7 protein-coding genes are annotated in these 14938 nt (G+C 59.6%); 2 read left to right on the top strand and 5 right to left on the bottom strand.

The window, feature by feature from the left end; genetic code table 11:
* Positions 1-27: 27 nt before the first annotated feature.
* From msrA to aceE, 5 genes are all read right to left on the bottom strand, one after another.
* On the bottom strand, positions 28-693 hold the full coding sequence (msrA, locus tag CKW17_RS16765) for a peptide-methionine (S)-S-oxide reductase MsrA (protein ID WP_016985652.1): 666 nt from the start codon (positions 691-693) through the stop codon (positions 28-30).
* A gap of 208 nt (positions 694-901) precedes the next feature.
* On the bottom strand, positions 902-3598 hold the full coding sequence (locus CKW17_RS16760; RefSeq protein WP_095120679.1) for a bifunctional diguanylate cyclase/phosphodiesterase: 2697 nt from the start codon (positions 3596-3598) through the stop codon (positions 902-904).
* A gap of 243 nt (positions 3599-3841) precedes the next feature.
* Positions 3842-5239 carry an alkaline phosphatase D family protein gene (locus CKW17_RS16755; protein WP_095120678.1) on the bottom strand — a complete coding sequence of 466 codons (1398 nt, stop codon included), beginning with the start codon at positions 5237-5239 and terminating at the stop codon, positions 3842-3844.
* A gap of 276 nt (positions 5240-5515) precedes the next feature.
* Positions 5516-7477 (bottom strand): dihydrolipoyllysine-residue acetyltransferase, encoded by a 1962-nt coding sequence (aceF, locus tag CKW17_RS16750; RefSeq protein ID WP_095120677.1) that lies wholly within the window; start codon positions 7475-7477, stop codon positions 5516-5518.
* A gap of 11 nt (positions 7478-7488) precedes the next feature.
* Complete coding sequence (gene aceE, locus CKW17_RS16745; protein WP_007915682.1) at positions 7489-10134, bottom strand: pyruvate dehydrogenase (acetyl-transferring), homodimeric type; 2646 nt, start codon at positions 10132-10134, stop codon at positions 7489-7491.
* A gap of 384 nt (positions 10135-10518) precedes the next feature.
* Between aceE and glnE the strand changes: the two genes are divergently transcribed.
* Complete coding sequence (gene glnE / locus CKW17_RS16740) at positions 10519-13458, top strand: bifunctional [glutamate--ammonia ligase]-adenylyl-L-tyrosine phosphorylase/[glutamate--ammonia-ligase] adenylyltransferase (RefSeq protein ID WP_095120676.1); 2940 nt, start codon at positions 10519-10521, stop codon at positions 13456-13458.
* Between the two features lie 444 nt (positions 13459-13902).
* Complete coding sequence (waaF, locus tag CKW17_RS16735; protein ID WP_095120675.1) at positions 13903-14937, top strand: lipopolysaccharide heptosyltransferase II; 1035 nt, start codon at positions 13903-13905, stop codon at positions 14935-14937.
* Position 14938 lies beyond the last annotated feature (1 nt).

Here is a 14938-nt window from a genome sequence, read left to right as displayed (position 1 = left end):
CGGGCTTGCCCGCGATGCTTTTGGGGTTTAGTTACCCGCCAGGCTCGCTGGCATGCACACGCCGGTGCCGCCAATCCCGCAGTAACCCTCTGGATTCTTCGCCAGATACTGCTGGTGATACGTCTCGGCGAAGTACACGGTCGGCGCCTGTTCGATCTCGGTGCTGATTTCGCCCAGACCCGCTTTCGACAGTTCAGCCTGGTAGGTCGCTTTGCTTTTCAGCGCTGCGTCCAGGTGCTCAGGTGAGGTCGCGTAGATCACCGAGCGGTACTGCGTGCCGATGTCGTTGCCCTGGCGCATGCCCTGTGTCGGGTTGTGCAGTTCCCAGAACATCGCCAGCAGCTCTTCGTAGCTGACTTTGGCCTTGTCATACACCACCAATACTACTTCCGCGTGGCCGGTCAGGCCCGAGCAGACTTCTTCGTAAGTCGGGTTCGGCGTGAAACCGCCGGCATAACCGACGACCGTGCTGACCACGCCTTCACGCTGCCAGAAGCGGCGCTCGGCGCCCCAGAAACAGCCCAGACCGAAAATCGCAAAGTCGACGTCCTGGAAAAACGGGCCAAGCAGCGGGGTTTCTTCGAAAACGAAGTGCTTTTCAGGCAAGGTCATCGCGGTTTCGCGGCCGGGCAGAGCTTGTTCTTTAGTCGGGAGCACGTTTTTGTTCACCAGAATTTCCGAGCGCAGAACCATGATCGTTCCTCTCAGTCAGGTTGGATGTAAAAAGTCAGACCGCCAGTGTGCCGAATGATGCCCGGTTAATCACTACCCAAAATGTGCGGGTACTCGCACAACATTGTAGGAGTGAGCCTGCTCGCGATAGCGGTGGGTCAGTCAGAGGGTTTGTTGCTGACACACCGCTATCGCGAGCAGGCTCACTCCTACAAGGGATTTGCGGTGTTTATAGGCACAACGGGCCGCGCGGGTAGCGCTTGAGTGCCTGGATCAGTTCGCCACCGGGGATTGGCCGGTCGAACAGGTAACCCTGGCCGACGTCGCAACGATGCCGACGCAGGAACGCCAGTTGTTCGGCGGTCTCGATACCTTCGGCCACAACCTTGAGTTTCAGGTTGTGCGCCATGGCGATCACCGCTGAGGTGATTTCCATGTCGTCCTGGTTGTCGGGGATTTCGTGGATGAAGCTGCGATCGATCTTGATGATGTCGATCGGGAATTTCTTCAAATAACTCAGCGACGAATAACCGGTGCCGAAGTCGTCCATGGCCAGGGTCAGGCCCAGACGCTTGAGCTGATCGAGCTGCAAGTGCGTGTCTTCAGTGGCTTCCAGCAGCAGGCCTTCGGTCAGTTCCAGTTCGAGCAGATTGGCCGGCAGCGCTTCTTCCTTGAGGATGTTGGCGATGGACGCGACCAGATCCGGATCGGAGAACTGTTTCGGCGACAGGTTGATCGCCACTTGCAGATTGCCCATCCCAGCAGCAGTCAGCGCTTTGCTCATGCGGCAGGCCTGACGCGCGATCCACTTGCCGATCGGAATGATCAGGCCGGTTTCTTCGGCGACGCTGATGAACTGGTCCGGGCGGATCATGCCGCGCTCCGGATGGTTCCAGCGCAACAGCGCTTCCATGCCCAGCAGACGACCGCTGCGCAGGCACAGCTTGGGCTGGTAGAACACGTCCAGCTCGTTCTGGGTCAGGGCGCGGCGCAGGTTGTTTTCAACGAACAGTTTGTAACTGGCCTCGGCATTCAACGCTTCGGTGAAGACCTGCACCTGATGTTTGCCGTTGGCCTTGGCCTTGTGCAGCGCCAGGCCGGCGTTGCGCATCAGCGTTTGCGGGTCGCGACCGTGCAGCGGCGCGCACGCCAGGCCGACCGAACCGGTGACGCTGATCAACTGGTTGTCGACGAACATCGGCTTGTCGAGCGTCGCCAGCAATTGGTTGGCGATCTTCTGACCGGTCGCGAGGTCGGTGTCGTCGAGCAGCACGGCAAACTCGTTACTGGCGAACCGCGCGAGGCTGCCACTTGGGCTCAGGCTGTTGCGCAGACGCCGGGCCAGACTGATCAGCAGCTTGTCGCCGGTCTGGTGACCGAGGCTGTCGTTGATCCGTTTGAAGTTGTCGATGTCCACCAGCAACAGGCTGATCGGTGTATCGCTATCGCGGGCGAAGCGTTCGTCCAGATTGCGGATAAACGCCGGGCGGTTGCCGAGATTGGTCAGGTTGTCGGTGTAGGCCAGACGCTCGATGCGCTGTTGCGCCAGTTTGGTCTGGGTGATGTCTTCGTAGATGCCGATGTAATGCGTCAGCTCGCGGTTGTCGCCGTAGACCTTGGAGATCGACAACTGGCCCCAGTACGGTTCGAGGTTCTTGCGGCGGCTCTTGAATTCGCCCTGCCAACTGTTGCTCTTGGCCAGCGCCGAGGGCGCGTCGAACAACAATTCACTGAGGTTTTCCAGCGCCGGCAGCTCGGACAGACGCTGGCCGTGGACTTCTTCGGTGGTGTACTGGGTGATCGCGGTGAAACTCGGGTTGACGTACTCGACCACGCCGTCGCAATTGACCAGCAAAAAGGCGTTGGCGCTTTGCTCGACCGCACGCTGGAACAGGTGCAGGGCGCTGGTGGCGGTGCGGCGGTTGTGGTTGTTGATGACTTGTGCGAACTGATCGGCCAACTCGCCGGCAAAAGCAATTTCATCGGACTGCCAGGCGCGGGTGACGCCGGTTTGCTCCAGACACAGTACGCCGACCACTTGGCCATCGACGCGAATACTGGCGTCGAGCATGGCGTTGACGTCGCGCGGGCGCAGCGCTTCGGCCATCTCGCGAGTGCGCGGATCGCGCATCGCATTGTGTGCATCGATGGCGCGGCTGCTGTGCAGAGCGTCCATGTAGTCGGGGAAACTGCTGATGTCGATCACGTCCGGGAGAATGTATTCCTGGGTCGCGCGGTGGTACGCGGAGATCGGCATCAGTTGTTGGCCTTCGAGGTTCCACAGGCTGGCGCAGTCGATTTCATAGATATCGCAGGCGCAGCGGGTGATCAGTTCGGCGGCTTCCTGCAGCGAGTTGTGCGTGCTGTAGCGCTGACGGGCGAGTAGCAGAATCAAGTCCTGCTGGGCGCGCACCCGTTCCAGGTGCTGCAACTGTTCCTGCTGGGCGCGTTGATTGAGTTCAAGGGCGATTTGCAGGCGTGAATTCTGCGTTTCGAGGTCAACGGAGGGGGGCAGCGGTACTTCATCGAAAACGTGATCGACCGCCAGCAGATAGCCACGCAGCAGATGACGGTTGTGTTGTTTGTAGGCTTCGCCCAGCTCAAGGATGTTCAGTGCACCGGCAGCCGTGTGCAGGGTGTAACGCACCAGATAATGCGGGCTGACGGTCAGCTGTTGCTGGATCGCGTCGTGCAGTTGATAGCGCGCTTCGGGTTCCATCAGGCTGGCGTAGGGTGAGCCGACCAGCGCGCAGAGTTCGACGGCTGGCTGACCGAACTGGCGCTCACAGTTGGGATCGAGAAACAGCATGGCCCAACTGGCTTCATTCAAGCGCTCGAAACGCAGCATGCCGAGCCGCGAGGGCACAGGCAACTGCGTCACTACCTCGGCCGCCATACGGCTGGCGGCATCGGGTTGGCTCTTCATGAAGGGAACTCGCTTGGAAATATGCTGAACGCGCCGGGCTCTCGCCCTCTTTACTGTTGCCTGCGGCAAGGTTGCATCATTGCGGCACCGACTGACAAGAGACATGAAGGCCAAGTGCTATAAGAATATGTCGGCTGCGCTGAACATTTCTCCAGCGTGCGGCAGAAAGTAATGCTGTTGAATGGAAAAAACGCCGTTCCAGAGCGCTTTGTGCCCCGAAACGACGCCCCTTCAACCGGTTATTCAACGCAAGGGAATGGCGATCGATTGCAGCTGTTTGCCATCGCGATCGTGGTAATTGACCTGAATCTGCCCGGCGTCGACCACCATGTGAGCGAAATTGTCTTCGCTGACCACGGTGCTGGTCAGTTCATGCCGGTAATCGCCCGCCGCTGTGCGCACCAGCGGCTGATCCAGAATGAACGTGGACGCCTTGGCGTAAGGCAGCAGTTTGCTGTTGCACAGCGGTGAGGACACCACCGTATGGACTTCAAAGTCGGGGTCTTCGCTGTGAGTCAAGCGAGCGGTCAGCGAGCCATGCACGTCCCCGGAGATGAACACGACATTCTTGATCCGTCGGGTGCGGATGGTTTCCAGCAGACGCAGACGCTGCTCGGGAAAGACTTTCCAGGCGTCATCGCCGTGCAGTTTGCGATCGGGGTAGAACATCACGCTGGTGACCACGAACTTGACCCGCGCGGTGCTGTTGCTCAGCCATTCAAGCAAGGCTTTTTCCTGTGCCTCGTCGAGGATCCGTCGATCCTCGGCGGACAAGTTGCGACGGGTGCGACTGTCGGTGACAAACCATTCGATATCGCCGTCGCTGAATTGATACCAGTAATGCTCGAGTGTTGCGTGATCTATATCTCCGTTAGTTGTCAGTGGATGTGCCGGGCTGTGACTAACCTGATACAGCTCATAAGCAGCCATGGCATTACGATATAAATCACCGTCGGACTTGCTGGCATTGGCCGGCCAGTTATCTTCGATTTCATGATCGTCAAGAATCATGTAAGTCGAAGTGCCGGACATCAAGCGTTGAATATTCGGTTGGGAAAATGCGGCACGGTATTTGTTAAGGATGTCTTTGTATTCGCGATCCGGTGCGATCAGATTCAAATCATCCACATAAATTTGATCGCCGGTCATCAATACCGCGCTGATCGGTGGCTGTATGCCTTCGATCAGCTGATTGATGGATGCAAAGATCCGGTCGCCCAGTTGCGGCAGGGAGGCGATGCCTGCCGTCATGCGCAGGTAGCGGCAGGAGCCGACGATATAGGCTCTGGGTTGCAGGGTTTTGCTGGAGCGGGTGCGCATGCGGTAGATTTCCCGCGGCCATTGCAAAGGCAACTCGGCAACGCTGTCCGGGGTATGCACCGGATTCATCGGGCTGAACCAGCCGGCCTGAAATTCATATTCTGTGTCGGCACTCAAGTTGTTGAGGGCGAACACATGTGACAGGTCGCGTAATTCGCTCAGATGCGCGAAGTTACCGTTGGACCATTGTTGTGTGCCGCAAGCGCGATAACGTACTCCGGCAAATACTCTTGAGCTGTTCTGCCGGTCGCCACGCATGAAGATGCGTGCATGATGAGTTGTAACGTGGCCGACAATCGGGCCGATAGTTGGTTTTAACATGTCGAATCCATTCGAATTAACTTGAATTAACAGGGTTCTACTAAGTTTTATTAGTTGAATTGGCTGCGCCTAGGTTAGTTGCGTATCGAATAAAAAAGATCAGTGTCAAGCCGACCAGAGTTGTGGCCGATATCAGCGCAACGTGTGGGAAAAAGAAGAGAAGGTGTTTTCTTCAGGCAAAAAAAAGCCCCGCCAAACTGACGGGGTTGAGGTACGAGCGTGTGGCGCTCGAAAGGGTGCAGCAATCGGCCCTCCGTTGCCGGAGGGCCGATCGAGTTACAGCAGGATCGTGCGGATGTCCGCCAGCAGGCTGCCCAGACGCTGGGTGAAGCGTGCGGCAGCGGCGCCGTTGATCACACGGTGATCGTAGGACAGCGACAGCGGCAGCATCAGTTTCGGCTGGAAGGCTTTGCCGTCCCAGACTGGCTGGATGGTTGCCTTGGAAACACCGAGGATCGCCACTTCCGGCGCGTTGACGATCGGCGTGAAGCCGGTGCCGCCAATGTGGCCGAGGCTGGAAATGGTGAAGCAGGCGCCCTGCATGTCGTCAGCGGTAAGCTTCTTGTCGCGGGCTTTGGCGGCCAGCGCAGCGGCTTCGGCTGCCAGTTGCAGCAGGCTCTTCTGGTCGACGTTCTTGATGACCGGTACCAGCAGGCCATCCGGGGTGTCGACGGCGAAGCCGATGTTGACGTATTTCTTGCGGATGATCGCTTTGCCGCTTGGTGCCAGCGAACTGTTGAAGTCCGGCAGCTCCTTGAGCATGTGCGCGCACGACTTGAGCAGCAGCGGCAGGATGGTCAGCTTGACGCCAGCCTTCTCTGCAACGGCTTTCTGTGCAACGCGGAAGGCTTCCAGCTCGGTGATATCAGCTGAATCGAACTGAGTCACGTGCGGGATGTTCAGCCAGCTGCGGTGCAGGCTCGACGCGCCGATCTGCATCAGGCGAGTCATCGGCACTTCTTCGATTTCGCCGAAACGGCTGAAATCGACGACCGGAATCGGCGGGATGCCCGCGCCACCGGTTGCGCCCGCTGCAGCGGCCGGTGCTTCCTTGGCCTTCTGCATCATCGCTTTGACGTAAACCTGCACGTCTTCTTTCAAGATACGACCGTGCGGGCCGCTGGCGCCGACCGCGTTCAGCTCGACGCCGAACTCACGGGCCAGTTGACGCACAGCTGGGCCGGCGTGAACTTTCGCGCCGGGCTTGGCCGGTGCGGCGGCTGGAGCGGCAGCAGGTGCAGGTGCTGCGGCAGCCGGAGCAGCAGCGGCAGGAGCACTTGGTGCAGCAGCGGCAGCTGGAGCCGGTGCAGCAGCAGGGGCTGCGCCTTTGACTTTCAGCTTCAGAATCAGGTCGCCGGTACCGACTTCGTCATCCAGCTTGATGGAAACGCTTTCCACCACGCCAGCGGCAGGCGATGGAATTTCCATGCTCGCCTTGTCGGATTCCAGAGTGATCAGCGACTGGTCGGCTTCAACGCTGTCGCCAGCCTTGACCAACACTTCGATGATCTTGGCTTTGCCAGCCGAACCGATGTCCGGAACGTGGATGTCCTGAACGCTGTCAGCCACCGGTGCTGCTGGCGCGGCTGCCGGAGCAGGCGCAGCGGCAGCGGCCGGGGCAGCAGCCTGGGCCGGAGCGGCAGCCGCAGGGGCCGCAGCACCCGCCACTTCCAGATCCAGAATCAGGTCGCCAGTGCCGACTTCGTCGTTGAGCTTGACGCTGATGGCCTTGACCACGCCAGCGGCAGGCGACGGGATTTCCATGCTCGCCTTGTCGGATTCCAGGGTGATCAACGATTGGTCAGCTTCGACAATGTCGCCGACCTTGACCTGAATCTCGATGATCTGTGCCTTGCCCGACGAACCGATGTCCGGCACGTGCACTTGCTGAACCGAAGCGGCAGCAGGGGCAGCAGCTGGCGCGGCAGCTGCAGGAGCGGCAGCCGGTTTGGCTTCTGCTTTTGCGGCTGGCGCAGCAGTTGGTGCAGGGGCCGCTTCAGCGGCGCCCTCGACTTCCAGCTCAAGCAGTTCGTCGCCTTCTTTCAGGCGGTCGCCCAGCTTCACTTTCAGGCTCTTGATGACGCCGGCTTTCGGGGCCGGCACTTCCATGCTGGCCTTGTCCGATTCCAGGGTCAGGATGCTCTGGTCGGCTTCGATACGGTCGCCGACCTTCACAAACAGTTCAATTACTTCACCTTCACCGCTGCCGATGTCAGGTACGCGAATGAGTTCGCTCACAAAATGTCTCCTCAGCAGTCCAGTGGGTTGCGTTTTTCCGGGTCGATGCCGAACTTGACGATGGCCTCAGCCACGACCTTAGGTTCGATATCACCACGGTCAGCCAGTGCTTCCAGGGCTGCCAACACCACGAAATGACGGTCAACTTCGAAGAAATGACGCAGTTTCTTGCGGCTGTCGCTGCGGCCGAAACCGTCGGTGCCGAGGACTTTGAATTCCTTGGACGGTACCCACTGACGGATCTGCTCGGCGAACAGTTTCATGTAGTCGGTAGAGGCGATGACCGGACCTTTACGGCCGTTCAGGCACTCTTCGACGTAGCTCAGCTTAGGCTTCTGGCCAGGCTTCAGACGGTTGCTGCGTTCTACAGCGAGGCCGTCGCGACGCAGTTCGTTGAAGCTGGTAACGCTCCACACGTCAGCGCCGACGTTGAACTCTTCACGCAGGATCTTCGCCGCTTCACGGACTTCACGCAGGATGGTGCCGGAGCCCATCAGCTGTACGTGGTGCGCCGCATCGCGGGTGTCTTCTTCGAGCAGGTACATGCCTTTCTTGATGCCTTCTTCGGCACCGGCCGGCATGGCTGGCTGCTGGTACGACTCGTTCATCACGGTGATGTAATAGAAGATGTCCTGTTGCTCTTCGGTCATCTTCTTCATGCCGTCCTGAATGATCACCGCCAGCTCGTAGCCGTAGGTTGGATCGTAGGTGCGGCAGTTCGGGATGGTCGCGGCCAGCAGGTGGCTGTGACCGTCTTCGTGTTGCAGACCTTCACCGTTCAGGGTGGTACGGCCGGCGGTGCCGCCGATCAGGAAGCCACGGGTACGGCTGTCGCCGGCAGCCCAGGCCAGGTCGCCAATACGCTGGAAGCCGAACATCGAGTAGAAGATGTAGAACGGCAGCATCGGCTGGTTGTGGCTGGAGTACGAAGTACCGGCAGCGATGAACGAGCTCATGGCGCCTGCTTCGTTGATGCCTTCTTCAAGGATCTGACCTTTCTGGTCTTCCTTGTAGAACATCACCTGGTCTTTATCGACTGGCTCGTAGAGCTGGCCGACGGACGAGTAGATGCCCAACTGACGGAACATGCCTTCCATACCGAAGGTACGGGCTTCGTCCGGGATGATCGGAACGATGCGCGGGCCGATTTCCTTGTCCTTGACCAGTTGCGCGAGGATCCGCACGAAAGCCATGGTGGTGGAAATCTCACGGTCGCCGGAACCGTCAAGGATGGCCTTGAGGGTGTCCAGATCCGGAGTCGGTACGCTGAAGCTTTGTGCGCGGCGCTGAGGTACGAAACCGCCCAGTGCAGTGCGACGCTCGCTGAGGTAGCGGGCTTCGGCGCTGTTTGGCTCTGGCTTGAAGAACGGCAGGTTCTCCAGCTCTTCGTCCTTGACCGGGATGTCGAAGCGGTCGCGGAACAACTTCAGGCTGTCGACGTCGACTTTCTTGGTGTTGTGCGCAGTGTTTTTCGCTTCGCCGGCACCGGTGCCATAACCCTTGATGGTCTTGGCCAGGATAACGGTAGGTTGTTCTTTGTGGTTGACCGCTTCGTGGTACGCCGCATAGACCTTGTACGGGTCGTGGCCGCCACGGTTGAGTTTCCAGATCTCGTCGTCGGACAGATCAGCAACCATCGCCTTGAGTTCTGGCGTGTTGAAGAAGTGTTCACGGACGAACGCGCCGTCTTTGGCTTTGTAGTTCTGGTACTCGCCGTCGATGACTTCGTCCATGCGACGTTGCAGGATGCCGTCGACGTCTTTGGCCAGCAGTGGGTCCCAGAAACGGCCCCAGATGACTTTGGTCACGTTCCACTGAGCACCGCGGAACACGCCTTCGAGTTCCTGGATGATCTTGCCGTTGCCGCGAACCGGGCCGTCGAGGCGCTGCAGGTTGCAGTTGATGACGAAGATCAGGTTGTCCAGCTTCTCGCGGCCGGCCAGGGAGATCGCACCCAGGGATTCCGGCTCGTCGCACTCGCCGTCGCCCAGGAAGCACCAGACTTTCTGTTTGCCCGGCTGGATGAAACCGCGGTGTTCCAGGTACTTCATGAAGCGTGCCTGGTAGATCGCCTGGATCGGACCCAGACCCATGGATACGGTCGGGAACTGCCAGAAGTCAGGCATCAGCCAAGGGTGCGGGTAGGACGACAGGCCCTGACCGTCGACTTCCTGGCGGAAGTTGTTCATCTGGTCTTCGGTGATGCGACCTTCCATGAACGCACGGGCGTAAACGCCTGGCGAGGTGTGGCCCTGGAAGTAGATCAGGTCGCCGCCGTGTTCGTCGGTCGGGGCCTGGAAGAAGTAGTTGAAGCCGATGTCATACAGGGTCGCACTGGAAGCGAAGCTGGAGATGTGACCACCCAGGTCAGAATCTTTCAGGTTCGTACGCATTACCATGGCCATCGCGTTCCAGCGTACCAGCGAGCGAATGCGGCGTTCCATGAACAGGTCGCCAGGCATGCGTGCTTCGTGGGTTACCGGGATGGTGTTGCGGTAAGGCGTGGTGATGGCGTAAGGGAGCTGCGAGCCGCTGCGGGTCGCGAGTTCGCCCATACGGGTCATCAGATAGTGAGCACGGTCTTCGCCTTCTTTGTCGAGAACCGATTCCAGGGCGTCCAGCCATTCCTGGGTTTCGACGGGATCGAGGTCTTGCATGGCTTGCTCCAGGGCGGAAAGGCTTCCAGAATCGGTTGCCTGAGTTTGCGACTGGCCTTGTGGGCAGACGATTTAAAATTCTTGGATTGCCGATAGGTTGTTCCGGCGGCGTGTAGTTTTACTACAAATCTTCCGGCATTTCAGCCTTTCGAATGTATAGACGAGTAGTAAAACTACAGAAGAATGGCTTGTGGCCTCCGGCTGCGTTGTGAGAATAATCGTTAAGGTTGGTCTTTTGCCATCCGAAAAAGGTGAAACTTTGATGTTCGCTGCCAAAGAGAAAGAAATTTCAGCTATTTCTAACTTTTGTTCGACAGTCCTCCGGGTAGCGGGTTTTCACCAATCACTACAAGCGGCCATTTACACGCCGATCAAGGATAGACCATGACCCTGCCCGTGCTTGCCGAACTGCCCGCCATTCTCCTGCCGTTGGTCACTCGATCCGAGCAGTCGTTCCGTACGGCCGTCACCGCGCTGGAAGACGAACATGGCCTGGCGAACTGGACGCCAGAGCGCTGGGCGCAGTTCGCCCGGGTCACCGCCGCCAGCGAGTTCGTCATTGAACAGAGTGTTCGTGACCCTTTGATGTTGCTCACGCTGGTGCAGTCCGGCGAACTCGACCGGGCCTTCGCGCCGGGTGAATTGTGTGCGCAGATTGCTGCGGCAGTGAACGCCGCGCAAACCGAAGATGAACTCGGCCGCGCCTTGCGCCGCCAGCGCGCTCGCCATCAAGTGCGGATCATCTGGCGCGATCTCACCCGTCAGGCCGATCTGGTGCAGACCTGCCGCGATCTCTCGGATATGGCCGACGCGACTATCGACCAGGCTTATCAATGGTTGTACAGCCGCCATTGCGAACAATTCGGTACGCCGACCGGCCGCCGCAGCGGTGAGCCGCAGCAAATGGTCATTCTCGGCATGGGCAAGCTCGGCGCCGTCGAGTTGAACCTGTCTTCAGATATCGATCTGATCTTCGCCTACCCCGAAGGCGGCGAGACCGTCGGTGTGAAACGCGCGCTGGATAATCAGGAATTCTTCATTCGTCTCGGCCAGCGCCTGATCAAGGCGCTGGACCCGATGACCGTCGACGGTTTCGTCTTCCGCGTCGACATGCGCCTGCGCCCGTATGGTTCGTCCGGCGCGCTGGTGCTGAGCTTCAATGCGCTGGAGCAGTATTACCAGGATCAGGGTCGCGACTGGGAACGCTACGCGATGATCAAGGCGCGGGTGGTGGCCGGCGATCAGGTCGCGGGCGCGCAGTTGCTCGACATGCTGCGGCCGTTCGTTTATCGGCGTTATCTGGACTTCTCGGCGATCGAAGCGCTGCGCACGATGAAGCAGTTGATTCAGCAAGAAGTGCGGCGCAAGGGCATGGCCGAGAATATCAAGCTGGGCTCCGGTGGCATCCGTGAGGTCGAGTTCATCGCTCAGGCCTTTCAGTTGATCCACGGTGGCCGCGATCTGAGCCTGCAGCAGCGTCCTCTATTAAAGGTGTTGAGCACGCTGGAGGGGCAGGGCTACCTGCCGCCGGCGGTGATCAGCGAGTTGCGCGAGGGCTACGAATTTCTGCGTTACACCGAACACGCGATTCAGGCGATCGCCGACCGTCAGACCCAGATGCTGCCGGATGGTGCGCAGGATCAGGCGCGTATTGCCTTTATGCTCGGTTTCGCCGACTGGGACGCCTTTCACGAGAAGCTGATGTTCTGGCGTGGCCGTGTGGCCTGGCACTTCGCCCAGGTGATTGCCGATCCCGACGAGGATGAAGGCGCCGAAAGTGAAGTGGTGGTCGGCGGTGAATGGCTGCCGTTGTGGGAAGAGGCGCAGGACGAAGAAGCGGCCTGCCGTCAGTTGCAGGAGGGCGGTTTTGCCGAGGCGAGCAAAGCCCTGAAAGCACTGGCCGGTTTGCGCGGCAGCCCGCAATTGCGCGCGATGCAGCGTCTGGGGCGTGAGCGCCTCGATGCCTTTATTCCGCGTCTGCTTGCCCAGGCGGTGGAGCACAACAATCCCGATCTGGTACTCGAGCGGGTACTGCCGCTGGTTGAAGCGGTCGCCCGGCGTTCGGCGTATCTGGTCTTGCTGACGGAAAATCCCGGCGCCCTGCGCCGCTTGCTGACGCTGTGCGCGGCGAGCCCGTGGATTGCCGAACAGATCACGCGCTTCCCGCTGCTGCTGGATGAATTGCTTAACGAAGGTCGTTTGTTCAAGCCGCCATTGGCGCCGGAATTGGCCGCCGAGTTGCGCGAGCGGCTGACGCGGATTCCCGAAGACGATCTCGAACAACAAATGGAAGCCCTGCGCCATTTCAAACTGGCGCACCGCTTGCGCGTCGCCGCTTCGGAAATCGCCGGCAGCCTGCCGCTGATGAAAGTCAGCGATTACCTGACCTGGCTGGCCGAGGCGATTCTCGAGCAAGTGCTGGCCCTGGCCTGGCGCCAGACTGTGGCCAAGTACGGCACGCCGCTGCGCACCGACGGCACCTTGTGCGATCCCGGCTTTATCATTGTTGGTTACGGAAAAGTCGGCGGTCTCGAACTGGGACATGGTTCGGACCTGGATCTGGTGTTTATCCACGACGGCGATCCGCAGGCGGAAACCGATGGGCCGAAGTCGATTGATGGCGCGCAGTTCTTCACGCGGCTCGGGCAACGGATCATTCACCTGCTGACGGCGCAGACCAACTCTGGTCAGCTCTATGAAGTGGACATGCGTCTGCGCCCATCCGGTGCCTCGGGGTTGCTGGTCAGTTCGCTCGGCGCGTTTGCCCGCTATCAGGAAAATGAAGCCTGGACGTGGGAGCATCAGGCTTTGGTGCGGGCGCGAGTGCTGGTTGGCAGTCAAGATGTCGGTCAGGCGTTCGAGAAGGTGCGCGCACAGGTCTTGGGTAAACCGCGTGATCTGGCGAAGTTGCAACAGGAAGTCAGCGAGATGCGCGCGAAGATGCGCGATAACCTTGGCACCAAGAGCACCGCGGCCGGTACAGCGGCAAATGCCTTCGACGCCACGGCGCCGTTCGACCTCAAGCAGGACGCCGGTGGTATCGTCGATATTGAATTTATGGTGCAATACGCGGCTCTGGCGTGGTCGCAAAGCCACCCGCCACTGCTGCGCTGGACCGATAACATCCGCATTCTGGAAGAGCTGGAACACGAAGGGCTGATGCCTGCCGAAGATGCCAGTCTGCTGCGTGAGGCCTATAAAGCCTACCGCTCCGCCGCCCACCGGCAGGCGTTGCAGAAAGACGCCGGGGTGATATCGGGCGACCAGTTTGCCGAAGAGCGGCGGCAGGTTTTGCGGATATGGCGTGAGTTGGGGCTAAGCTGAGTCGCAGATGTGTGAATGAATGCAAAACCCTGTAGGAGTGAGCCTGCTCGCGATAGCGGAGTATCAGACGACAACAATGTTGAATGTAACGACCCCTTCGCGAGCAGGCTCGCTCCCACAGTGATCTGTGGTGAGTCGCAGATGTTGGAGTGAATGCAAAACCTGTAGGAGCGAGCCTGCTCGCGATAGCGGAGTATCAGACGACAATAATGTTGAATGTAACGACCCCATCGCGAGCAGGCTCACTCCTACAATGGATCTGCGCTGAGTCGCAGATAGGTGAACAGATGCAAAACCATGTGGGAGCGAGCCTGCTCGCGATAGCGGAGTGACAGTCGGCAGTCATGTTGAAGGTAATGACCCATCGCAAGCCGCCGGTGTTCCCACAGTGATTATCGAGGCGGGGAGGCGTAAATGCCTCCCCGGTTCGTTTTTGGAAACCACATGAATATTTTGATCGTTGGGCCCAGTTGGGTCGGTGACATGGTGATGGCGCAGACACTGTTTCAGTGTCTCAAGCAGCGCCACCCGCAATGCGAAATCGACGTGCTGGCCCCCGAGTGGAGCCGGCCGATCCTTGAGCGCATGCCTGAAGTGCGCAAGGCCTTGAGCTTCCCGCTCGGCCACGGCGCGTTGGAACTGGCGACGCGTCGGCGCATCGGTAAATCCCTGCGCGGCCAGTACGATCAAGCGATCCTGCTGCCCAACTCGCTGAAGTCGGCGCTGGTGCCGTTTTTCGCTGGCATCCCGAAACGCACCGGCTGGCGCGGCGAATTCCGCTACGGCTTGCTCAATGATGTACGCACTCTCGACAAAGAACGCTATCCGCTGATGATCGAGCGCTTCATGGCGTTGGCCTTTGAAGCGAACGCCGAACTGCCGAAGCCGTATCCGCACCCGAGCCTGCAAATTGACCCGGTGACCCGCGAAGCGGCGCTGGCCAAGTTCGGCCTGAGCCTTGATCGGCCGGTATTGGCCCTGTGCCCCGGCGCCGAATTCGGCGAGTCCAAACGCTGGCCGTCCGAGCATTACGCCAAAGTCGCCGAAGCACGTATTCGCGAAGGCTGGCAGGTGTGGTTGTTCGGTTCGAAAAACGATCACTCGGTCGGCGAAGACATCCGCGCGCGGTTGATCCCGGGCCTGCGTGAAGAATCGGTCAACCTCAGCGGCGGCACCTCGCTGGCCGAGGCTATCGACCTGATGTCCTGCGCTGACGCGGTGGTCTCCAACGACTCCGGCCTGATGCACGTTGCCGCTGCGCTGAACCGTCCATTGGTCGCCGTCTACGGCTCGACCTCGCCGGGTTTCACTCCGCCGCTGGCCGAGCACGTTGAAGTCGTTCGTCTGGGCCTCGATTGCAGCCCGTGCTTCGACCGTACCTGCCGTTTCGGCCATTACAACTGCCTGCGCCAGCTGATGCCGGACGCGGTCAACGATGCCTTGCAGAAGTTGCAGGGTTCTGTGGTCGAGGTTCATTAAG

The sequence above is a fragment of the Pseudomonas sp. Irchel s3f10 genome (assembly GCF_900187515.1).
Lineage (GTDB): Bacteria > Pseudomonadota > Gammaproteobacteria > Pseudomonadales > Pseudomonadaceae > Aquipseudomonas > Aquipseudomonas tensinigenes.
This window is presented reverse-complemented; position numbering and strand designations above follow the sequence as displayed.

Bases quoted from the DNA above. Each gene is read 5' to 3' on its own strand.
- msrA (WP_016985652.1), bottom strand. From the start codon at position 693: ATGGTTCTGCGCTCGGAAATTCTGGTGAACAAAAACGTGCTCCCGACT.
- CKW17_RS16760 (WP_095120679.1), bottom strand. From the start codon at position 3,598: ATGAAGAGCCAACCCGATGCCGCCAGCCGTATGGCGGCCGAGGTAGTG.
- CKW17_RS16755 (WP_095120678.1), bottom strand. From the start codon at position 5,239: ATGTTAAAACCAACTATCGGCCCGATTGTCGGCCACGTTACAACTCAT.
- glnE (WP_095120676.1), top strand. From the start codon at position 10,519: ATGACCCTGCCCGTGCTTGCCGAACTGCCCGCCATTCTCCTGCCGTTG.
- aceE (WP_007915682.1), bottom strand. From the start codon at position 10,134: ATGCAAGACCTCGATCCCGTCGAAACCCAGGAATGGCTGGACGCCCTG.
- waaF (WP_095120675.1), top strand. From the start codon at position 13,903: ATGAATATTTTGATCGTTGGGCCCAGTTGGGTCGGTGACATGGTGATG.